Origin of the sequence: Sphingobium sp. LMA1-1-1.1 (assembly GCF_040676365.1) — a bacterium.
GTDB lineage: Bacteria > Pseudomonadota > Alphaproteobacteria > Sphingomonadales > Sphingomonadaceae > Sphingobium.
In genome coordinates, this window is the sequence record NZ_JBEGHS010000001.1 from 509,700 (window position 1) to 530,248 (window position 20,549).

The following is a 20,549-nucleotide window of genomic DNA, read 5'->3' on the forward strand; positions in this document are numbered from 1 at the left end:
CGGATTTCCGCTAAGGGCTGCCTGTTTTTTAGGCAGTGACGGAACGATGCAGAGGCTTTCCCCGATTTCCATAGGTCCGGTGACGATTGACATGCCGGTCGTGCTGGCGCCCATGACGGGCGTGACGGACATGCCGTTCCGCACGCTGGTGCGCCGCTATGGCTCCGGCCTGAACGTGACGGAGATGATCGCCACGGCGGCCATGATCCGCGAGACCCGCCAGTCGCTGCAGAAGGCGGCATGGCATCCGCTGGAGGAACCCGTTTCCATGCAGCTTGCCGGCTGCTCGCCCACGGAAATGGCGGAAGCGGCGAAGCTCAACGCCGATCGCGGCGCCGCGATCATCGATATCAACATGGGCTGCCCGGTGAAAAAGGTGGTGAACGGCGATGCCGGCAGCGCCCTGATGCGTGATCTACCGCTCGCCGCTTCGCTGATCGACGCCACCGTCAAGGCTGTCGACGTGCCCGTCACGGTCAAGATGCGCATGGGTTGGGACCATGTCAGCCTCAACGCGCCCGAACTGGCCCGGATCGCAGAGGATCTGGGTGCGAAGCTGATCACGGTCCACGGCCGTACGCGCTGCCAGATGTACAAGGGGTCGGCGGACTGGGCCTTTGTCCGCAGCGTGAAGGAAGCGGTGTCGCTGCCCGTCATCGTCAATGGGGACATCTGCTCCATCGACGATGCCGAGACAGCGCTGGAGCAGAGCGGCGCCGATGGCGTGATGATCGGGCGGGGCGCCTATGGCCGACCCTGGCTGATCGGTCAGGTGATGCATTGGTTCCGCACGGGCGAGCGCTTGGCCGATCCCTTGCTGGACGAGCAATATCGCGTGATTACGGAACATTATCGCGCGATGTTGGAGCATTATGACAGTCACACTGGCGTGAACATGGCCCGCAAGCATATCGGCTGGTACACCAAGGGGCTGCCGGGCTCTGCCGAGTTCCGCAACGCAGTGAACCAGGAGCCGGACGGTGATGTCGTGCTGGACATGCTTGCGCGCTTCTACGAACCGCTGATTGCCGACGAGGGTCTGGTAGAGACACGCAAGGCGGCATGACGGCGGACATGACCACCATCCCATCGCTTCGACCGCAGCGGGATGGGCCATCGCTTTCCGAACTCATGACTGCGCTGCCGGTCGCAACTTTGGTGGTGCGGCCGGACAACAGCATCGCCGACGCCAATGTCCGCGCCGAAACGCTGCTCAACATGGCGCGTTCAGCCATAGTCGGAAGCGATATAGCGCGGACCATCCGCATGGCGGAGATGGGGGCGCGCTTCGACATCTGGCATAGCAACAAGCCGATCGCGGCCTATGACATTCGCGTGCATGCCGGACGCACGGCGGAGATGGAAGTCGACCTGATGATCGCGCCTATTGTCGATCATGAAGGCTGGCGCGTGGTATCGGTCCACACCCAGAGCCAGGCGCGCAAGATCGGCCATCGCGGCACGGCGGGAGGCGCGCGCTCGGCCATCGGCGCAGCGGCGATCCTGGCCCATGAGATCAAGAATCCCCTGTCGGGCATAAGGGGCGCGGCTCAATTGCTGGAATCGGGCAATGGCGGGCGCGACGCCGCTTTGACGCAACTCATCTGCAATGAGGTGGATCGGATAGCCGCGTTGATCGACCGGATGCAGGATTTCACCACCGACCGGACCCTGGAATGCCGCAGCGGCAACATCTACCCGCTGATCGACCGGGCGGCGAATATCGCCGCCGCCGGATTTGCAAGAAATATAAAGATCATAAAGAGTTATGATCCATCCCTGCCATTTGCCAATATCAACGAGGACGCGCTGGTGCAGGTGATGATCAACCTGCTCAAAAATGCTGCGGAAGCGCTGGAGCATTGCAAGAAGCCGCGCATTCGCGTGGAAACGGCGTTTCGCCACGGTGTGTCGGTGGTTGTCGGCAAGGGGAAGGGCAGCGCGGTGCTGCCCATCGAAATCCTGGTCGTCGACAATGGTCCCGGGGTGCCGGAGCATATATTGGACCACCTGTTCAATCCCTTCATCACCGGCAGGCGGGACGGGACGGGACTGGGGCTGGCGCTGGTGGACAAGCTGGTGCGCGACATGAGCGGGTTCGTGCAATATTCGCGCGATCATCAGGCAGGGGAATCGACCTTCCGAATCCTGCTGCCGATGGGGACTGGATGAAGACGGCAGGGTGATGGCGGTGACAGGCTCGATCTTGATGGTGGATGACGATCCGGCGATCTGCCTCGTCGTCGGTGAGGCCCTGCGGCGGCAGGGATACAGGGTGAAGACGGCGGCATCGATCCGAGAGCGCAGCGTCCTGCTGGAAAGCTTTTCGCCTGATGTCCTGATCACGGACGTCATGTTGCCGGACGGTGACGGGCTGGACGGCATTGCGGACATATTGGAGCGGCGCCCCGCGCTGAGCATCATCATCCTGTCGGCGCAGAACACGCTGAACACGGCGATCCGCGCCACGGAAAAGGGCGCGTTCGAATATCTGCCCAAGCCCTTCGATCTGAACGAGCTCACGCGCGCGGTGTCCGATGCGATCGGATCGGGCAAGGGAGCTGCCGAGGAAGCGACCGATAGCGGGTTGCCGCATGACGGACTGCCGCTGGTGGGGCGCTCCCCGGCGATGCAGGAGGTCTATCGGACCATCGCCCGAGTCCTGTCGAACGACCTCAGCATATTGGTGCTGGGGGAATCCGGCACGGGCAAGGAACTGGTGGCCGAGGCGATCCACAGCCTGGGTCAGCGGCGGACACGACCCTTTGTGGCGATCAACATGGCCGCCATTCCGCGCGAATTGATCGAGGCGGAACTGTTTGGTTATGAAAAGGGCGCCTTCACCGGAGCCCATGCCCGCACCGCCGGCAAATTCGAGCAGGCGCAGGGCGGCACGCTGTTCCTGGACGAGATCGGCGACATGCCGATGGAGGCGCAGACGCGGCTGCTACGCGTTTTGCAGTCGGGCGAAGTCACGACCGTGGGCGGCTCCAAACCGGTGAAGGTGAATGTTCGCATCATCGCAGCCACCAACAAGGACCTGCCCAGGCTGATCGAGGAGAATCGCTTCCGGCAGGATCTCTATTATCGGCTGAACGTGGTTCCCATCGCGTTGCCGGCACTGCGCGAGCGGCGGGAAGATGTGATCCTGCTTGCTCGCCACTTCCTTGATCGCGCGGCGCAGGAGGGGCTGCCGCGCAAGGCGCTGTCCGACGATGCCGCGCAATTGCTGATGGCCTATCATTGGCCCGGAAATGTGCGGGAGCTGCAGAATATCATGCAGCGGCTGGCGGTGTTGAGCCGCGAGAATGTGATCACGGCCGACCTGCTGCGCAACAGCCTGCCGCTGGATGCCGTTCCGGCCGATTATGCCGCGCCCGGCGATCTGCTGGGCCAGGCGGTGCGGGAATGGGCAAAGCGGCAACTGGGCATCGGCCTCACCCAGCCGAACCGAAGCCTGCATGATGACCTGCTGGCCGTGGTGGAGCCAATCCTGTTCCAGGAAACGCTGGCCAGCGTCGATGGAAACCAGATCCGCGCCGCCGGGCTGCTCGGCATCAACCGGAACACGCTGCGCAAGAAGCTGACCGATTATGGCCTCGATCCCTTGCAGCTTCGGATCGCCGATTAAGGCATCGGCCGACGGTCCGGTCGCCGGCGACGAAGCGAAAGCGCTTTTCGACCGGAAGCCATATGTTCATCAATTACTGTGTTTGATCGGGCACATTAATGTTGTAACCAAGCCACTATGGAAGGCGCAGTAACTCTTCCGGCGCGGGGCCGGGCATGGAAAAGGCGTTTTCCGCTTTTCCTGCGCCGTCGGCTTGCCGCGGTGGTGGAGGCTGTGACGCTCGTCCTGTTTCTGGGCATGGCGGGGATCACCTATTTCCTGCTGAGCGGGCAGGGGCAGTCATACACATTGCTGACGCCGCCCATAGTGGCGCTGCTGCTGGTGGCGAACCTGGTGCCAGCCATTGCGCTGCTCGTGCTGCTGGGGCGGCGGGTGGCGAAGCGGCGCGCGGCTCAGTCAGCGATCGGCAGCGACGGTCAGTTGCACGTTCGGCTGGTGGCGATCTTCTCCATCGTCGCCAGCGTGCCGATGCTGCTGGTCGTGATCTTCGCCTCCCTGCTCTTTCAATATGGCGTGCAATTCTGGTTTTCCGACAGTGCACGGGGCATGTTGCAGAACGCCAGCGATCTGGCGCGGGGCTATTATGAGCAGAACCTGCGCGACGTGCGCGACGAAACCGTCACCATGGCGAGCGACCTGCGCGATTATCTGGCTCAGTCGAAGGTTTCCAGTCCACGCTTTGCGGAAGGCTATATCTACCAGGTAGTCACGCGGAAGCTGAACCGCTCGGCGATCATCGAGATCGGGAAGGATGGCGTGGCGCGCACGGCGGCTACGGTCGATCCGGAAAGCCGGCCGGTTTCGGAAATGCTGACCCCCGATGTGGTGAAGCGGCTGGCCTCCGGCGAGGATGTGGTGGTTGCGGCGAAACCCAACCAGATCGAAGCGGTGACGCTGCTCTACCCCAATGCGAAAATCTATCTCTACGCCACCCGCGATTCCGGATCGACGGCCTTCAGCAATGTGGAACGGGCGCAGAAGGTGTTGTCGGATTACGACATATTTGCCGCACAGTCCCGCGCGCTGCAGTTGCGGTTCAACATATTGCTGTTCGTGGGGTCGCTGCTGCTGGTCGGCGTGGCTGTGTATATCGCGCTCAAGGTCGCAGACTGGATGGTGCGGCCGGTGAACGAACTGGTGATGGCGGCACGGCGAATCACGGCGGGCGACCTGTCGGCCCGCGTGACCAGTCCCCAGAGCCGGGACGAGATCGGCACGCTGGCCGCGGCCTTCAACCGCATGACCCAGCGCCTGGAGGCGCAGACCGGGGCGCTGGTGGCGGCGAACAGCCAGCTTGACGAGCGGCGCGCCTTTATCGAGGCGATCCTGTCGGGCGTGTCGGCCGGCGTGTTGTCGGTGGATCGCGAAGGTATCATCCTGCTGCTCAACAGCTCGGCGGCGGCCCTGCTGGTGAGGGAGGGGGACGATCCGGTAGGGCGGCCGCTGACCGAAATTTCCCCCGAACTGGCCTCGCTCATCACGTCCGAGGACGGCGCCGGCATCGTTCAGATCCGCGCCCATGGCGATGTACGGACGCTGGCGGTCAAGGTGTCGGAGGACGCATCGCGCCACATTCTGACATTCGACGATATCACCCAGCAGCTTTCCGATCAGCGCCGCGCCGCCTGGTCCGACGTGGCGCGGCGCATCGCGCATGAGATCAAGAATCCGCTCACCCCGATCCAGCTCGCCGCTGAACGGTTGCAGCGCCGCTATGCCGAGGAAGTGACGAGCGACAGGGCCACCTTCACCCGCCTGACCGGCACGATCGTGCGCCAGGTCGGTGACCTGCGCCGTATCGTGGATGAATTCTCCTCCTTCGCGCGCATGCCAAAGCCGGTGTTCCGGCGCGAGCGGATCGACGATATCGCTCGCCATGCGCTGTTCCTGCATGAAGTCGCCCATCCCGACATTCGCTTCCAATATCATTCGACGGACAGCGATGCGGAATTGGTATGCGATCGCCGGCAACTGGGGCAGGCGCTCACCAATATCGTCAAAAATGCCGTTGAGGCGATCGAGCCCAAGACCGTCTCGGACGGCGATGACTGGCGTGGCCAGGTCTCCATGAGTGTGGAGTATGATGGCGGCAATCTGCTGATTGCGGTGCAGGATAATGGCATTGGCCTGCCCCCGGAACGCGAACGCATTTTAGAGCCATATATGACGACCCGGACCAAGGGCACGGGCCTGGGCCTGGCGATCGTGAAGAAGATTGTCGAGGAACATATGGGTGAAATCCGCTTCGACGATGCCGACGGTGGGGGCGCTCGTGTGGCCCTGCGCTTTCCGGTGGCGGCGCTCGAAAAATTGGAAGAGGGGCAGGTCATTGCCTTGTCCCATGGCAAAACGACTGGAAAAGTGACGGCCAATGGCGCTTGATATTCTGATAGTCGACGATGAAGAGGACATTCGCGATCTGGTGGCGGGTGTCCTGGAGGATGAGGGTTTCGCCACGCGCACGGCCGCGAACAGCGACAGCGCGATCGAGGCGCTGGATGCGCGGCGCCCTTCGCTGGTGCTGCTGGACGTCTGGTTGCAGGGTTCCAGGCTCGATGGCCTGGAACTGCTGGACGAGATAAAGCGGCGGGATGCGACCATTCCGGTGCTGATGATCTCCGGCCACGGCAATATCGACACCGCCGTCGCCGCCATTCGCAAGGGGGCAGCGGATTTCATCGAAAAGCCTTTCGAGGCGGACCGGCTTCTGCATCTCGTATCGCGGGCAACCGAAACCGAACGGCTGCGGCGCGAGAACCAGGTGCTGCGGGCGCGCTTCGGGCAGGATGATGAGCTTACCGGCACATCGGCGGCGATCAATGCCGTTCGCGCCACCATCAAGAAAGTCGCGGGTACGGGCAGCAGGGTGCTGATTTCCGGACCCGCCGGGGTGGGCAAGGAAGTCGCCGCACGCATGCTGCACAGCTGGAGCGGACGGGCCGATGCCCCCTTCATCATCGTCGCCGCGGCGCGGATGGACCCGGATCGCGTCGAGGAAGAACTGTTCGGCGTCGAAGATCCGAGCGGACTGGTGCGTCCGGGCTATCTGGAGCAGGCGCATGGCGGTACGCTCTACCTGGACGAGATCGCGGACATGCCGCTCACGACGCAGGCGAAGATCCTGCGCGTGCTGACCGACCAGAGCTTCACCCGCGTCAGCGGCCAGCGGCAGGTCAAGGTGGACGTGCGCGTCATTTCCTCGACCGCGCTCAACCTGGCGAGCGAGATCGAGGAGCGGCGTTTCCGCGAGGACCTCTTCTATCGGCTCAACGTCGTGCCGCTGGTCATTCCGCCTCTGGCCGAGCGGCGGGACGATATTCCTCCGCTGGTCGAACATTATCTCGCGCGTTTCGCGGCGGAACGCCGGGTTCCGTCGCCGGAAATCGCCAGCGACGCCATGGCCGCGCTCCAGGCCAATGAATGGCCCGGCAATGTCCGCCAGCTTCGCAATGTCATCGAACGCACCATGATCCTGGCTCCGGGCGAGCGGATCGGACGGATCGAACTGGACATGCTGCCACCCGAACTCACCAGCAATGGTGGTTCGGAAGGCATGGGTCAGTCCGCGATCATGGGCGCGCCCCTTCGGGAGGCGCGGGAAAGTTTCGAGCGCGAATATCTGCGCATCCAGATCCGGCGCTTTTCGGGCAATATTTCCCGCACCGCAACCTTCATCGGCATGGAACGTTCGGCGCTTCACCGGAAGTTGAAGCTGCTGGGTATTACGGATGGGAAGGACGGTTGAGGCAAAGAGAGGCCTCTTCAGCCAAACTGGGCATGGACGGCTCTTCGCAATTGCGGTAGACTTGCCTCGCTTCCGACAGGCGGGGGCGAGCAAGACATCCTGCTTAAGGGTGCGAGCGCGGGTAACGTCCCGCCAATAAAGGACTGGTGAAGACCATGGCCGACAAAGTGAACAACCTTCAAGACATCTTCCTGAACAGCCTGCGCAAGAGCAAGACGCCGGTGACCATGTTCCTGGTCAAGGGCGTTAAATTGCAGGGCATCATTACCTGGTTCGACAATTTTTCCGTCCTGCTGCGGCGCGACGGGCAGTCGCAACTGGTATACAAGCATGCGATATCGACCGTCATGCCTGCCCAATCCATGGACCTTACCGATCTTCGCAAGGCGAGTGACGGCAACGGCAAGTCGAAGCTGCTACAGGAAATCTTCCTGAGCGCGGTGCGCAAGTCGGGCAGCCCGGTGACCATGTTCCTGGTGAACGGCGTCATGTTGCAGGGCGAAATCGCCGCCTTCGATCTTTTCTGCATGCTGCTGGAACGGGACGGCATGGTCCAGCTCGTTTACAAGCATGCCATTTCCACCGTGCAGCCGCTGCACGCGCTCGACCTCACCGGCGAGGGTGAGGGCGAGGATTGAACGCTTTTTCTTGTCTCTGCCGGGTTTCCCGTGAAGCCGGCAGAGGCGGGAAGCGTTAAGCCGTCATGGCCGTTTTCAACCGAGATTCAGCTGACGAAGTATCGCGTGGTGCACGCGCCATTGTTGTGCGCGCCGATGTCCATGGTCCGGAACGGCGTGACAGCGATGCGCGGCTGGACGAGGCGAGGGGGCTTGCCCTGGCTATCGGCATCGACGTGCGCGCAGCGCAGGCCTTCCGTGTGCGCGATCGAAAGCCGGCGACCCTGTTTGGTAGCGGACAGGTGGATCAGATCGCGACGCTGGCGCGGGCGGAAGATGCCGAACTGGTCATTGTCGACAATGCGCTCAGCCCCGTGCAGCAGAGCAATCTGGAAAAGGCGACCGAAACGAAGGTCATCGACCGGACCGGCCTGATCCTGGAAATTTTCGGTGAGCGTGCGGCGACCAATGAGGGGCGTCTGCAGGTCGAACTGGCGCATCTGGACTATCAGGCAGGACGGCTGGTGCGCAGTTGGACCCACCTGGAGCGGCAGCGGGGCGGTTTCGGCTTTCTTGGCGGTCCCGGTGAAACGCAGATCGAAGCGGACCGTCGGATGATCCGCGATCGCATGGCGAAGATCAGGCGCGAACTGGATCAGGTGACGAAGACGCGCGGCCTGCATCGGGCACGGCGGCAACGTGCGCCCTGGCCCGTGATCGCGCTGGTGGGTTATACCAATGCGGGCAAGTCAACGCTGTTCAACCGCCTGACCGGGGCTGACGTCATGGCGGAGGATTTGCTGTTCGCGACGCTTGACCCCACCATGCGTCAGATTGCCCTGCCGGGACTGGACAAGGCCATTCTTTCCGACACTGTGGGGTTCGTTTCTGACCTGCCGACGCAGTTGATCGCCGCATTTCGCGCCACGCTGGAAGAGGTGCTGTCGGCCGATCTGATCATCCATGTCCGCGATATTGCACATCCCGACAGCGAAGCGCAGCGCGACGACGTGATGGACGTACTGGCCGAGCTTGGCGTCGCGGGGGAAGGGGCGCTTGACGCGAGCGAGGGTGGTGATCCGCCGCCCATTATCGAAGCGTGGAACAAGCTGGACCTGCTGGACGAAGAGGCTGCGCTACTGGCGCGCGAGACCGCTGCGCGGCGGGACGATGTGGTGATCCTGTCCGCTTTGACCGGGGAGGGGGTCGACGACCTTCAGCGGGCCATCAGCAGCCGGCTGACCGCCGGTGCGCGAGTGCACCAGTTGCATGTGCCTCTTTCTGACGGCGCGGCCATGGCGTGGTTGCACGAACATGGCGAAGTGATTGGAAGCAAGGCCGATGGCGCGGACATGCTGGTGGATGTCCGCCTGTCCGATTCCGCATTGGCGCGGTTCCTCAAGCGTCTTGGGAAATAGCCTTTCGGGTTACCGGCCTGTCGCCGGGAAACCACTCTATTTCGCCTGTCGTAACCGCTCCTTTGCCTGCAGCCACAAGCCTTCCTTCTCATCGAGGGAAAGGGCGACGAAATCGTCGCCGGCCAAGGCTTCCATGATGCGGAAGCGCTTGTCGAACTTGCCGCTCGCCGCGCGCAGGGCAACCTCCGGATCAACCTTCAGATGGCGGGCGAGGTTGACCACGGCAAAGAGAAGATCGCCCACTTCCTCCTCTCGTTCGGATTGGGAAGTCGCCTCCCGCACTTCGTCCAGTTCTTCCTCGATCTTGGCCATGACACCGCCAAGATCGGGCCAGTCGAACCCTGTTCGAGCGGCGCGGTTCTGGAGCTTTTCAGCGCGGAGCAGGGCTGGAAGGGCTGTGGCGACGCCCGCCAGCGCGCTCGGATCAGATTCCTTTTCGGCACGCTCGGCCGCCTTGATGGCTTCCCATTGGGCGTGGCCGTCCTTCCTGTCTGTTCCTTCGCCGAAGACATGGGGATGGCGGCGGATCATCTTTTCCGTGATACCGTCGATGACCTCCTGCAATGTGAAATGACCCGCCTGTTCCGCCATGCGGCTGTGGAACGCCACCTGCAGCAGCAGATCGCCAAGTTCATCGCGCAGGGCCGCCATGTCGTCACGTTCTATGGCGTCGGCGACTTCGTAAGCTTCCTCGATCGTATAGGGCGCGATGCTGGCAAAATCCTGTTCGATATCCCAGGGGCAACCCGTTTCCGGATCGCGCAAACGCGCCATGACATTGGCGAGCGGCATGATGTCGGCGGGATTCGCCTTGCTGTTGGATGACATGCGGTACTCTGGATTGAGGAGATCTATGGCAGGGATAGATTGTCGGGACGCAGAAGGCCAGCTTGTCGAGCAGCTATCAAAGTCCGATAATAAGGATTATGTTAAATTTAACGGGCTGGACACTCAGTCTTCCAATATCAGGCTGTGCCGCTGCGTGTCGCGCATGCGTATGTAAACGATCAGCGAAATACCGATCATCACCGTCACATAGATATAGAAGGCCTGCTCCACACCGAGCTTCTTGAACCAGAGCGCGACTAATTCCGCCGTGCCGCCGAACATGGTATTGGCCAGCGCATAAGGCAGCGCCACGCCCAGTGCCCGGATATGCGCTGGAAACAGTTCCGCCTTCACGACGGCGTTGATCGAGGTGTAGCCGGTCACGATCACCAGCCCGGCCATCACCAGCAGCCCGGCCATCCATGGGTCCTTGGTCACGGCCAGCGTCGCGAAGATGGGATAAGTGCAGGTGACGCCCAGCAGACCAAAGCCGATCATGAGCGGCTTGCGCCCGATACGGTCGGAAAGAGCGCCGCCGAGAGGCTGGATCAGCATGAAAACAAAGAGCGTTATCCCATTGATCTGGGATGCTGCTTCACGGCTGATGCCGCTGGTGTTGACGAGGAATTTCTGCATGTAGATGGAATAGGCGTAGAAGGCGATCGTGCCGCCCGCGGTCAGCAACATGACCGTCAGCGTCTCTTTCGGATGCCGGGTTACCAGTTCCACGAAACCCGATCTGGGCGCACCCTCTGCCTGGGCTTTGGCGAAGCTCTGCGTTTCGGCCAGGCCGCGCCGCAGCCAGAAGACGATGATCGCCAGCGCCCCGCCAATCAGGAAAGGAATGCGCCAGCCCCACGCATCCAGTTCAGCCTCGGTCAGCATGGCCTGAAGCGCCAACAGGACGCAGATGGCGACAAGCTGGCCGGCTATCAGCGTGACATATTGAAAGCTGGAGAAAAAGCCGCGGTGATTGCGCCCCGCCATTTCGGACAAATAGGTCGCGCTGGCGCCATATTCACCGCCGATCGACAATCCCTGCATCAGACGCGCCAGCACAAGCAGTAGCGGCGCGCCAACCCCGATACTGTCATAGGATGGCGTGACCGCGATCAGCAGCGAACCGGCGCACATCAGCGCCACGGACAAGGTCAGGCCGCTCTTGCGACCATGGCGATCGGCATAGACGCCCATCAGCCAGGCGCCGATGGGGCGCATCAGGAAGCCGACCGCGAAAATGCCGGCGGCGCTCAGCAACTGAGCGGTGCGGTCTTCGCTGGGGAAGAAATGCTGGGCGAAATAGAGGGTGAAGGCCGAATAGGCATACCAGTCATACCATTCCACCAGATTGCCCGTGGAACCGCCGATCACGGCTTTCAGGCGCTGTCGCTGATCGGGTGCGGCCATGTATGACGTCATGGTGTCAGCACCATCTCTCCATTCTGGACGGACCAGCTTTTCAGCCGTGACAGCATGTTCATCCCGATCACATTGACATCGCCAAAAGCCGGGGAAACGACGATGTCGAGATCGCTGGCGCGGATTGGGCCGACGACTAGCGTGGCGATTGTCGAGCGCTTGGCGTCGATCTTGCCGTTGGCGGTCATCATGCTGACGCCGGACGCATTCAGGTCGAAATTGAGGCCGGCGCCGCGCGCCGCCTCCACTGACAATGCGGTCACGCTGGCCCCGCTGTCGATCAGAAAGCGTGTCGGGTTCCCGTTGACCATTCCCTCGACCCAATAATGGCCGTCGGGCGCAACGGGTATTCGCAGTGCCTGCCCCTCCATGCGCGCGGTGGGCAAGGCTGTCGGCATATCATTGGTCGCCAGTGCGGGAGATCCGCCCCCTTCCCCCTTGATACGGCTGGCAAACAGGCCGTATTTCTCGCCAGCCTTGAACAGTCCAAGCAGCGCCGCGAAGATGACGATCCATAGCATGGCCATACGCAAGAGGCCGCCCATCGGCGCCCGCCGCGCGAGCAAGGCCGATCCGACCAGGACCAACGCCAGCACGTACCAGAGACTGGACATTGCTTGATCGCCACCCATTTCCCTGCCCTGCCCCTTATGATGCGCCCAGTTCGGCCACCAGCCCGTCATAACCCGGTTCGACGCCCGCCGGGAGTGTTCGGCAAAGCGACGCATAATCCATGCTCTGGTCCATATGGATCAATATGGCGCGGCGCGGTCGCACGGCCTGTACGGCATCCAGGGTAAGCGCCAGATGCGCGTGGGTTGGATGCGGCCGTTCCCGCAAGGCGTCGACCACCCAGATGTCCAGCGCATCGTACAGTGCCATCATATCAGTCGTTATATCATGAAAATCAGTAGCATAGCCAATGGAATGGCCATCATACGTGAAACGGAATCCGGTGGAGAATATCTCGCCATGGGGCTGGTCGGTGCAGGCGATGCTGATGTCCCCGATGCGCAGGCCATCCGGCAGCGGATGCGGTTCGATCGTCGGATGATAGCCATGACGCCCTTCGAAGGCATAACCGAAGCGCTCCCGGAGCAAGCGAAGCGTCTGCGGACGCGCATAGCCGGGGACAGGCGTGCCGCGATGGTGGTAAAGCTGACGGACATCGTCCAGGCCGTGGCTGTGGTCGGCATGGTCATGCGTCCACAGGATGGCGTCGATATGGATCACGTCGGCCGCGAGCAACTGCGCACGCATGTCCGGTGATGTGTCGATCAACAACCGGGTCGTGGGACTCTCGATCAGGATCGATGCCCGGGTGCGGCGGTTCCTGGGCTCCTGCGGATCACAGGCGCCCCAATCATTGCCGATGCGGGGCACGCCCGAGGAGGTGCCGCTTCCCAGGATGGTGAGCTTGAGGCTCATGCCGCCTTGCTGAAAAGTGTACGGAAATTGGCTGCTGTTGCCTCAGCCAGTTGCTCGACGCTTTCGCCCCGTAAATTCGCCAGAAAACGGGCAGTGTCGGCCACGAAGGCGGGTTCGCACGGCTTGCCGCGATGGGGCACGGGCGCGAGGAAAGGAGCGTCGGTTTCGATCAGCAGCCTTTCGAGCGGCAGACGGGCAGCCGTTTCCTGAAGATCCCTGGCGTTCTTGAAGGTCACGATACCCGAAATGCTGATGTAGAAACCCAGTTCCATCGCTGCATCGGCAAAGGCGCCGCTGGCGGTAAAACAATGGATGACCCCGCCATAGGTCCCCTTCCCCATTTCATCGCGCATGATGGCCAGCGTGTCCTCCTCCGCATCGCGGGTGTGGACGATCAGCGGCAGGCCCGTTTCGCGAGAGGCGGCGATATGGGACCGGAAGCTGCGTTGCTGCCGCTCGCGATCGCTATGGTCGTAATAATAATCCAGGCCGGTCTCGCCTATGCCGACGATGCGTGGATGGGCTGCCCGTTCGACCAGCTTCGCGGTGTCGACATGGGGATGCTCGTCCGCTTCATGGGGGTGAATGCCGACGGTCGCCCACACATCCGTTTCGCGCAAGGCCGTTGCCAGCACATCGTCCCATTCGCTTTCGCGCGTGGCAATGTTGAGCATCAGGTCGATTCCAGCGCCTCTCGCCCGTTCAAGCACATTATGTTGATCGTCGATCAACCCCTTGTAATTCAAATGACAATGACTGTCTATGAACATGACGTCACGCCTCTTCAGCGGGCAGTTCGAGGCGCGGGAAGAGCGGCTTGGGCGTGCTCAGGGTAAAGCCGGACGCACGAAGCTGCGTATACCAGTCGCTGCCGATGGCAGAATAGTTCCTGCCATTCTCGGCTGTCCCCATCTGCTCGAGCAGGGCGGAGGCGCTTGCGGGAATGATCGGCTGGACGATGATGGCAAGGTCCGCGATCGCTTCGTAAAGGGTGGCGAGCACCGCCTCCATCCTGGCAGGATCGGTCTTGCGGAGCGTCCAGGGCGCCTGGGCATCGATATAGGCGTTGCAGGCAAACACCGCGCGCATCCACGCTTCGATGGCTGTCGAGGGCGCAAGCTCCGCCATCGCGACCTGGAAGGTCCGGGCCGCTTCCCCGACCGTTGCAAGAAGATCGCGATCGACCTCCTGCGCTGCGGGTTCGGGCAGGCGGCCCTCCAGATTCTTGGCAATGAAGCTCAGCGTTCGCTGGGCAAGATTGCCGAAGCTGTTGGCGAGGTCGCTGTTCGAACGGGCGACGATCGCCTCCGCGCTGTAGCTGCCGTCATTGCCGAAGGTGACTTCCGACAGCAGGAAATAGCGGAGCTGATCCACGCCGAAGCGTTCGGCCAATTCCATCGGATCGGCCACATTGCCCAGCGACTTCGACATCTTCTCTCCCCGGTTGAGGAGGAAGCCGTGACCGAAGACCTGCCTGGGCAAGGGCAGCCGCGCACTCATCAGGAAGGCTGGCCAGTAAACGGTATGAAAACGCACGATATCCTTGCCGATGACATGCGTGATATCGCCACCTTCCGACCAGTAGCGGGCCATGCGGTCCGCATCATCGGGATAGCCGCAGCCCGTAAGATAGTTGGTGAGCGCGTCCACCCACACATACATGACATGGCCGTCGCTGCCGGGCACCTTGACGCCCCAGTCGAAGCTGGTGCGCGACACGCTGAGGTCGGACAGGCCACCCTCCACGAAGCGCATTATCTCATTGCGGCGGCTGTCAGGCTGGATGAAATCCGGCTGGCTGGTGTAAAGGTCCAGCAATTTCTGCTGATAGGCGGACAGGCGGAAGAACCAGCTTTCCTCCACCGTCCATTCGACAGGCGTGCCCTGGGGCGAGAGCTTCTGCCCGCCCTCTCCTTCGACCAGTTCCTTTTCGTCGTAAAAGGCTTCATCGCGGACGGAATACCAGCCTTCATAGCGGCCGAGATAGAGATCGCCATTGGCCTCCATCGCCTGCCAGATCGCCTGGCTTGCGCGGTGATGATCCGGCTCGCTCGTGCGAATGAAACGATCATAGCTGATGTTCAGACCGTCGTTCATAGCCTTGAAATGTCCTGACATTTCGTCAGCAAGCGCGCGCGGCTCCATGTCCCTGTTGCGCGCGGTCTGGGCCATTTTCAGGCCATGTTCGTCCGTTCCGGTCTGAAAGAAGACGTCGCGGCCCATCATACGCTGGAAACGGGCGATCGCATCCGTTGCGATCACTTCATAGGCATGGCCGATATGCGGGCGGCCATTGGGGTAGCTGATGGCTGTCGTGATGGTATAGGGCTTGGACATGCGCCCTCCCTAGCGGGTGTTAGTCCCGGCGCAAAGCCGCTTTTCAGCGGGCAAGGGCGGCGACATGCCCGGCAAGTTCGAAAACCACGGCCCCCGGTTCGAGCGACAGGATGACGGCTCCCCCGGCAAGCTGGCGTGCTGCTTCCCAATGGTCCAGCGCCTTGCCGAGATCGCTCCCCTTGCGTTGGCGCGCCGCCGCCGCGATGAAGGCCGGCGCCCGCTCAAGAAACGCTTCATAACGGGGCCGGGCGCTCTTTGACGCCAGCATCCTGGCCAGCATTAGTCGCTGGCGGTTGCCAGGGTCGCCGTCAGCGGCAATGGCGGCCAACGAATTTTCGATGTCCGCTATGTTGAGGCCCGCATAGCGTAGCGCCTTGCCGGGAGACCCCTCACCTGCCTGGATCAGCGCGGTCAGTTCATCCGGCGAAAGACTGTCGTCCGTCGCGCGCAAAATGCTGCGCATGGCCTCTTCGTTCAACATGTCGAAGCGCAGGGTACGGCAGCGGGAGCGGATAGTCGGAAGCAGCCGGCCGGGCGCATGACTGACCAGCAGGAACAGCATATCGGCCGGCGGCTCCTCCAGATTCTTGAGCAGCGCATTTGCCGCGCCGCGCTCCAGATCGTCGGCACTGTCGATGACCACGATCCGCCGTGACGACATGGAGGGCGCCGACTGGATCAGGCGCTGGAGGCTCCGGATCTGATCGACCGTGATGTTGCGGGCGGTGCCGCTTTCCTTTTCCAGGCAGAAGAGCTCGGCATAGTCGGGATGGGCATCCGCCTCGAACAGGCGGCGGGTCGGATGATCCTGCGGCACGTCCAGCCCATCAGCCGTGATGGGCGGCCCTGCCGCCTCCGCCAGCAGGCGCAGCGCCATGGCGCGGGCGAAGCTTGCCTTGCCAATGCCCCACGGGCCAGCAAGGATCCAGCCGTGGTGCAGACGACCGCTCCGCGCGGCATCGAGCAGCGTGCGGGCCTGCGCGTCATGGCCGATGAGTGACGTCATGGCAGCAGGTCCTGCAACGCCTGAAGCAGCCGTGCCGTCACTGCCCCGGCGTCTCCCGAAGCGTCGACGGCAAGGAAGCGCGCCGGTTCCTGTTGGGCGAACCGATGAAAGGCTGTTGCCACGGCGAGATGAAAATCCCGGTCGCGTCCCCCGATCCTGTCGGCCGCATCTCCATCGCGAGAACGGGCACGCGCGCTCGCTTCCTCCTCCGGCAAGGTGAGGAAGAGGGTCCGGTCGGGCAGGAAACCGTTGCTGCCAATCCGGTGAAGCGCCAATATATCCGCATCCGTCAGCTCGCTTGCGCCCTGATAGGCGCGGCTGCTGTCCAGAAAGCGGTCGGAAAGCACCCATGCGCCCCGCTCCAGCGCCGGACGGATCGTCTTTTCCACATGATCGGCACGGGCAGCAGCGAACAACAGCGCTTCGGCGCGGGGGCTCCAGCGGTCGGCTCCCCCGGTCAGCAACAGGGCGCGAATGGCCTCCGCCCCTTCGCTGCCGCCCGGCTCGCGCGTTTCCACGACTTCCACGCCGCGCGCGCGCAGGGCGGCGGCAAGCGCCCGCAACTGGGTCGACTTGCCTGCACCTTCCCCGCCTTCCAGCGAGATGAAGCGGCCCCGCGTCGTCCCTGCGGCCGTCACCCGAAGAAGGACTTCAGCCCGTTCCACAGTCGACCGAAAATGCCGGCTTCAGCGACATCCTCACCCGCGACCAGTGGCAGGATCTGGGGCGGCGTGTCAGGCGTGGAGACGATCAGCTGCGCAATCCTCTGCCCCTTGGTGATGGGCGCCTTGATCGGGCCGGTATAGGCGACCTTGACCGAGATGTTGGACGAAGCGGCGCGCGGCAATGTCACCGCCATATCCTGCGCCGCGACCAATGGAACGCTGGTTGCGCTGCCGAGCTGCACCTCGGCGGTTTCGACGGTCTGCCCCTTCTTGAACAGCGGCTGCGCCTTCCATGCGCGGAAGCCCCAGTCCATGAAGCGCACCGACTCCTCGATCCGCTGGTTGTAGGTGCCCAGCCCTGCCACGACCATGACCAGGCGGCGTCCCTCCTGTTCCGCCGATCCAGTGAAGCCGAAGCCGGCTTCTTCGGTGTGTCCGGTCTTGAGACCATCAGCTCCGGCAACCTTGCCCAATATGGGATTGCGATTGCCCTGCTCGATATCCGCGCCGTCCATCGTCTTGCCCCAGGTGAAGCTGCGCGTGGCGTAGAATTTCTTGTAGAGGTTGGGCGTTTCCTCGATCGTCGCTTCGGCCAGCGCCGCAAGGTCGGCCGCGGTCACATAAGTCACACCTTCGTCCGGCCAGCCATTGCTCGTGCCGAAATTGCTGTTCTTGAGGCCGAGGCGCTTGGCTTCCTGGTTCATCAGGGCGACGAAGGCCTGCTCTGTCCCGGCAATGCCCTCCGCCAGCACGACGCAGGCATCATTGCCCGAAAGCGTGACGATGCCGTGAAGAAGATTTTCCACCGACACCTGCTCGCCCGGCGACAGGAACATGGTCGATCCCGCCTGCGGGCCATGCCATCGCTGCCAGGTTTCCGGGCGGACGGTGAATTTCTGGTCGAGTTTCAGATCGCCCTTCTGGATCAGGCGAAAAGCGACATGGGCCGTCATCATCTTCGCCATGGAGGCGGGCGGCATCCGCGTCTCGCCCCCCTTGTCGTAAAGCACGGCGCCCGACGAGAGATCCTTCATATAGGCGATCGGCGCCTCGCTGCTATAGGGTGGCGCGGCGGCGGTCAGCGGCGTGGACAGCAACCCGACGAACAGGAGGGCGGCGATGGACTTCTTCATGCGGGATGCCTTTGGACTGGTGGATTCTTCGAATGCCTAGCGCATTCAATAGCCATGGCAGAACCAATATCAAGGCGCTCTATTGCTTCACCGCATCGGCCAGCAGGCCAACGGACAAGGCATAGAAATTCGAACAGTTATAGTCGAGGATCGCGCGGTAGTTGCTGGTCAGAAGATAGGCGGTCTTGCCCGGACCATCGGGCTCCAGCAATGTCGCCATCACCCGGTCGGCGGGCCAGCCGGCGCCGCTGGGCACGATTCCCATGCGCCGCCATTCGGCCATGCTGAGCCAGCGGCTATGGCGGCTGAAGACGCGGGGGCAACGGACCGCCGTGGTGCGCGCGGCGAGGCCGGAACGGTCCAATCCGACCGGAACGGACACGGCAATGCCCCAAGGCTCGCCGCGTCGCCATCCGGCGTGGACGAAATAATTGGCGATGGATGCCAGGGCGTCGGCTTCGCTGTTCCAGATATCGACCCGGCCATCGCCATCGCCATCCTTGCCCAGCCGCAGATAGACGCTCGGCAGGAATTGGGGATAGCCGGTCGCGCCAGCCCAACTGCCCACCAGGCGGCTGCGCGGCACGCCATCATCGAGCATCTTCAGCGTCGCCAGCAGTTCCGGTTCAAACAATGTCCGGCGACGCCCCTCATAGGACAAGGTCGCAAGCGAGCGGATCAGGTCGAAATCGCCGGTATAGGCGCCGTAATTGGTTTCGTGGCCGTAGATGGCGACCATGATCTCTTCCGGCACACCGGTTTCCGCTTCTATCCGGGCAAGGCGGGCGCGATTGGCCAGATATGCGGTCCGGCCCCGGCTGATGCGTGCCGCATCGACATGCTGGCGGCGATAGGGCTCGAAATTCGGGATCGGGGCATAGGTGCCGCCGCCGGGTTGATTTTGGTCGAGCTGGACTACGCGCGGATTGGGCGTCAGCCCCGGAAAGACACTGTCCAGAGTCGAATCCCGGATGCCCATCGCTCGGGTCTTGGGGCGCAGGGATTCAAGATAGGCGCGAAAGCCGACATCCTCCTGCGCGCTGACGCTGTCCGCCGTCAGACCGCCCGCCACGACGGCAGCAAGTCCCAGCAACAGCGACAGGATCGACGAACGCATTGAAGAATCTCCTTAAGCTCTTTTGTTGCACAGGGATGACGCGGCGTGAATCCCCTTATTGGCACTTGACGACATTGGCAGGATCAAACCGCCTTCACGCCATTTTACGCTTGGCAAGGCCGTCGGGTTCGCTAGGAAGCGTGGCGACGGACAGGTGGCCGAGTGGTTTAAGGCAGCGGTCTTGAAAACCGCCGTGGGTTTACGCTCACCGTGGGTTCGAATCCCACCCTGTCCGCCACAAACCTCCAATTTGCGTTGGTTTTTGGAGGTTTTGGCCTGCTTAGGAAATCCTTCCCCACCGAATTACCAACAGGAGGAATATGGCCCGCAGACCGGTTCAAAATGAGGCTCTCCAATCCGTCAGGCTCAATGAAAATGAGCTTAGAGCGGGGATCACAAGATTGAGCAAACGGGTCGCTGCGGTCGAATCATTCGATCCCGCGAGCGTGCGGGAGCAGTTTGGCGATCCGGGCTTGGAGGGACTGAGGGCGTCAATCGCTGATGCCCTGGATAGGACCTTCGGTAGCAACACGGTCGAGCGACGCCGTTACCGCTTGGCTTCGGAATTCTCGACGGGTGGCATGAACATGTATCATGAGACGCCGCTTAACGAGGTGCACGAGGCGGTCCGGCAATCGCGTGATCGCAACTTAGCGTTGCTGAGGCAGGCCGTCGCCTCATTGGAAGAGCAACTTGAGGAACTGGACGGCCAAGATGAGGACAGAGCCGGCAACGATGAACCAGTTGCTCGGGCGCCCAGCCGGAAGATTTTCGTCGTTCATGGGCACGATGAGGGCGCGCGAGAAACCGTGGCTCGCTTCATCGAAGGCATCGGGTTCGAGGCAATCATTCTCCATGAGCAGGCGAACCGTGGCCGCACAGTCATAGAGAAAGTCGAGGCGCACGGAGACGTGGGCTTTGCGGTTGTACTTTTGACCCCAGATGACGTCGGAGGGGTCAGCCCTGAAGCACTCCACCCTCGCGCTCGACAGAATGTCCTTCTCGAACTGGGCTATTTCATCGGGTTGCTTTCGCGCGCCCGAGTGTGCGCCCTGCGCAAGGGCGAGGTAGAGATTCCGAGCGACTTCGCAGGTGTCGTGTATCAGCCCCTGGACGATCATGGCGCGTGGAAGACGGCGCTTGCACGGGAGTTGCAGGACGCGGGATATGATATCGACTGGAACAAGGTAATGCGCTGAGGGTGC

At 62.4% G+C, this 20,549-nt stretch carries 18 protein-coding genes and 1 tRNA gene; 9 read left to right on the top strand and 10 right to left on the bottom strand.

The window, feature by feature from the left end:
* Nucleotides 1-46 precede the first annotated feature (46 nt).
* The 7 genes from dusB to hflX all read left to right on the top strand — a co-directional run bounded on the left by dusB (nt 47) and on the right by hflX (nt 9,411).
* Nucleotides 47-1,066: a tRNA dihydrouridine synthase DusB gene (gene dusB, locus MRBLMA1_RS02510; protein ID WP_363734820.1), complete on the top strand. Its 1,020-nt coding sequence runs from the start codon at nt 47-49 to the stop codon at nt 1,064-1,066.
* Nucleotides 1,063-2,172 carry a two-component system sensor histidine kinase NtrB gene (locus MRBLMA1_RS02515; protein WP_363734821.1) on the top strand — a complete coding sequence of 370 codons (1,110 nt, stop codon included), beginning with the start codon at nt 1,063-1,065 and terminating at the stop codon, nt 2,170-2,172. Before dusB ends, MRBLMA1_RS02515 begins: the two co-directional genes overlap by 4 nt.
* Nucleotides 2,173-2,185: 13 nt before the next feature.
* The gene (ntrC, locus tag MRBLMA1_RS02520; RefSeq protein ID WP_363734823.1) at nt 2,186-3,631 is read left to right on the top strand and encodes a nitrogen regulation protein NR(I); all 1,446 of its coding nucleotides are present in this window, start codon (nt 2,186-2,188) and stop codon (nt 3,629-3,631) included.
* Nucleotides 3,632-3,748: 117 nt separating this feature from the next.
* Nucleotides 3,749-6,013, top strand: a complete 2,265-nt coding sequence (locus tag MRBLMA1_RS02525; RefSeq protein ID WP_363734825.1) for a sensor histidine kinase — start codon at nt 3,749-3,751, stop codon at nt 6,011-6,013.
* Entirely contained in the window at nt 6,003-7,376 is a 1,374-nt protein-coding gene (locus MRBLMA1_RS02530; RefSeq protein ID WP_133652005.1) for a sigma-54-dependent transcriptional regulator, read from the top strand. The genes MRBLMA1_RS02525 and MRBLMA1_RS02530 overlap by 11 nt, the downstream gene beginning before the upstream one ends.
* A gap of 155 nt (nt 7,377-7,531) precedes the next feature.
* The gene (hfq, locus tag MRBLMA1_RS02535) at nt 7,532-8,014 is read left to right on the top strand and encodes an RNA chaperone Hfq (protein WP_133652004.1); all 483 of its coding nucleotides are present in this window, start codon (nt 7,532-7,534) and stop codon (nt 8,012-8,014) included.
* Between the two features lie 65 nt (nt 8,015-8,079).
* Entirely contained in the window at nt 8,080-9,411 is a 1,332-nt protein-coding gene (gene hflX / locus MRBLMA1_RS02540; protein ID WP_363734827.1) for a GTPase HflX, read from the top strand.
* A 36-nt stretch (nt 9,412-9,447) separates the two neighbouring features.
* Here hflX and mazG read toward each other — a convergent pair whose 3' ends face one another.
* From mazG to MRBLMA1_RS02590, 10 genes are all read right to left on the bottom strand, one after another.
* The gene (gene mazG, locus MRBLMA1_RS02545) at nt 9,448-10,239 is read right to left on the bottom strand and encodes a nucleoside triphosphate pyrophosphohydrolase (RefSeq protein WP_133652002.1); all 792 of its coding nucleotides are present in this window, start codon (nt 10,237-10,239) and stop codon (nt 9,448-9,450) included.
* A gap of 123 nt (nt 10,240-10,362) precedes the next feature.
* The gene (locus tag MRBLMA1_RS02550; protein ID WP_363734828.1) at nt 10,363-11,658 is read right to left on the bottom strand and encodes an MFS transporter; all 1,296 of its coding nucleotides are present in this window, start codon (nt 11,656-11,658) and stop codon (nt 10,363-10,365) included.
* Nucleotides 11,655-12,290, bottom strand: coding sequence for a retropepsin-like aspartic protease family protein (locus tag MRBLMA1_RS02555; protein WP_363734829.1), 636 nt, complete (start codon nt 12,288-12,290; stop codon nt 11,655-11,657). Before MRBLMA1_RS02555 ends, MRBLMA1_RS02550 begins: the two co-directional genes overlap by 4 nt.
* Before the next feature lie 16 nt (nt 12,291-12,306).
* Nucleotides 12,307-13,086 (bottom strand): MBL fold metallo-hydrolase, encoded by a 780-nt coding sequence (locus tag MRBLMA1_RS02560; protein WP_363734831.1) that lies wholly within the window; start codon nt 13,084-13,086, stop codon nt 12,307-12,309.
* Nucleotides 13,083-13,856: a TatD family hydrolase gene (locus MRBLMA1_RS02565; RefSeq protein ID WP_363734832.1), complete on the bottom strand. Its 774-nt coding sequence runs from the start codon at nt 13,854-13,856 to the stop codon at nt 13,083-13,085. Before MRBLMA1_RS02565 ends, MRBLMA1_RS02560 begins: the two co-directional genes overlap by 4 nt.
* A gap of 4 nt (nt 13,857-13,860) precedes the next feature.
* Complete coding sequence (gene metG, locus MRBLMA1_RS02570) at nt 13,861-15,423, bottom strand: methionine--tRNA ligase (protein ID WP_363734834.1); 1,563 nt, start codon at nt 15,421-15,423, stop codon at nt 13,861-13,863.
* 43 nt (nt 15,424-15,466) lie between these two features.
* Nucleotides 15,467-16,429, bottom strand: a complete 963-nt coding sequence (locus MRBLMA1_RS02575) for an AAA family ATPase (RefSeq protein ID WP_363734835.1) — start codon at nt 16,427-16,429, stop codon at nt 15,467-15,469.
* Complete coding sequence (gene tmk, locus MRBLMA1_RS02580) at nt 16,426-17,067, bottom strand: dTMP kinase (RefSeq protein WP_363734836.1); 642 nt, start codon at nt 17,065-17,067, stop codon at nt 16,426-16,428. Before tmk ends, MRBLMA1_RS02575 begins: the two co-directional genes overlap by 4 nt.
* Nucleotides 17,064-18,227, bottom strand: coding sequence for a D-alanyl-D-alanine carboxypeptidase family protein (locus MRBLMA1_RS02585; protein WP_363734838.1), 1,164 nt, complete (start codon nt 18,225-18,227; stop codon nt 17,064-17,066). The genes tmk and MRBLMA1_RS02585 overlap by 4 nt, the downstream gene beginning before the upstream one ends.
* A 79-nt stretch (nt 18,228-18,306) precedes the next feature.
* Nucleotides 18,307-19,344, bottom strand: a complete 1,038-nt coding sequence (locus MRBLMA1_RS02590; protein ID WP_363734839.1) for a lytic murein transglycosylase — start codon at nt 19,342-19,344, stop codon at nt 18,307-18,309.
* Nucleotides 19,345-19,492: 148 nt separating this feature from the next.
* Here MRBLMA1_RS02590 and MRBLMA1_RS02595 point away from each other — a divergent pair.
* Both MRBLMA1_RS02595 and MRBLMA1_RS02600 read left to right on the top strand, forming a co-directional pair.
* Nucleotides 19,493-19,582, top strand: a tRNA-Ser gene (locus MRBLMA1_RS02595).
* A gap of 82 nt (nt 19,583-19,664) precedes the next feature.
* Nucleotides 19,665-20,543 carry a nucleotide-binding protein gene (locus MRBLMA1_RS02600; protein ID WP_363734840.1) on the top strand — a complete coding sequence of 293 codons (879 nt, stop codon included), beginning with the start codon at nt 19,665-19,667 and terminating at the stop codon, nt 20,541-20,543.
* Nucleotides 20,544-20,549 lie beyond the last annotated feature (6 nt).

Coding starts and splice junctions, on each gene's coding strand:
- metG (WP_363734834.1), bottom strand. CDS start 15,423: ATGTCCAAGCCCTATACCATCACGACAGCCATCAGCTACCCCAATGGC.
- MRBLMA1_RS02550 (WP_363734828.1), bottom strand. CDS start 11,658: ATGACGTCATACATGGCCGCACCCGATCAGCGACAGCGCCTGAAAGCC.
- MRBLMA1_RS02575 (WP_363734835.1), bottom strand. CDS start 16,429: ATGACGTCACTCATCGGCCATGACGCGCAGGCCCGCACGCTGCTCGAT.
- MRBLMA1_RS02600 (WP_363734840.1), top strand. CDS start 19,665: ATGGCCCGCAGACCGGTTCAAAATGAGGCTCTCCAATCCGTCAGGCTC.
- dusB (WP_363734820.1), top strand. CDS start 47: ATGCAGAGGCTTTCCCCGATTTCCATAGGTCCGGTGACGATTGACATG.
- hflX (WP_363734827.1), top strand. CDS start 8,080: ATGGCCGTTTTCAACCGAGATTCAGCTGACGAAGTATCGCGTGGTGCA.
- MRBLMA1_RS02585 (WP_363734838.1), bottom strand. CDS start 18,227: ATGAAGAAGTCCATCGCCGCCCTCCTGTTCGTCGGGTTGCTGTCCACG.
- MRBLMA1_RS02515 (WP_363734821.1), top strand. CDS start 1,063: ATGACGGCGGACATGACCACCATCCCATCGCTTCGACCGCAGCGGGAT.
- MRBLMA1_RS02565 (WP_363734832.1), bottom strand. CDS start 13,856: ATGTTCATAGACAGTCATTGTCATTTGAATTACAAGGGGTTGATCGAC.
- MRBLMA1_RS02560 (WP_363734831.1), bottom strand. CDS start 13,086: ATGAGCCTCAAGCTCACCATCCTGGGAAGCGGCACCTCCTCGGGCGTG.
- MRBLMA1_RS02555 (WP_363734829.1), bottom strand. CDS start 12,290: ATGGGTGGCGATCAAGCAATGTCCAGTCTCTGGTACGTGCTGGCGTTG.
- mazG (WP_133652002.1), bottom strand. CDS start 10,239: ATGTCATCCAACAGCAAGGCGAATCCCGCCGACATCATGCCGCTCGCC.
- MRBLMA1_RS02530 (WP_133652005.1), top strand. CDS start 6,003: ATGGCGCTTGATATTCTGATAGTCGACGATGAAGAGGACATTCGCGAT.
- ntrC (WP_363734823.1), top strand. CDS start 2,186: ATGGCGGTGACAGGCTCGATCTTGATGGTGGATGACGATCCGGCGATC.
- hfq (WP_133652004.1), top strand. CDS start 7,532: ATGGCCGACAAAGTGAACAACCTTCAAGACATCTTCCTGAACAGCCTG.
- MRBLMA1_RS02590 (WP_363734839.1), bottom strand. CDS start 19,344: ATGCGTTCGTCGATCCTGTCGCTGTTGCTGGGACTTGCTGCCGTCGTG.
- MRBLMA1_RS02525 (WP_363734825.1), top strand. CDS start 3,749: ATGGAAGGCGCAGTAACTCTTCCGGCGCGGGGCCGGGCATGGAAAAGG.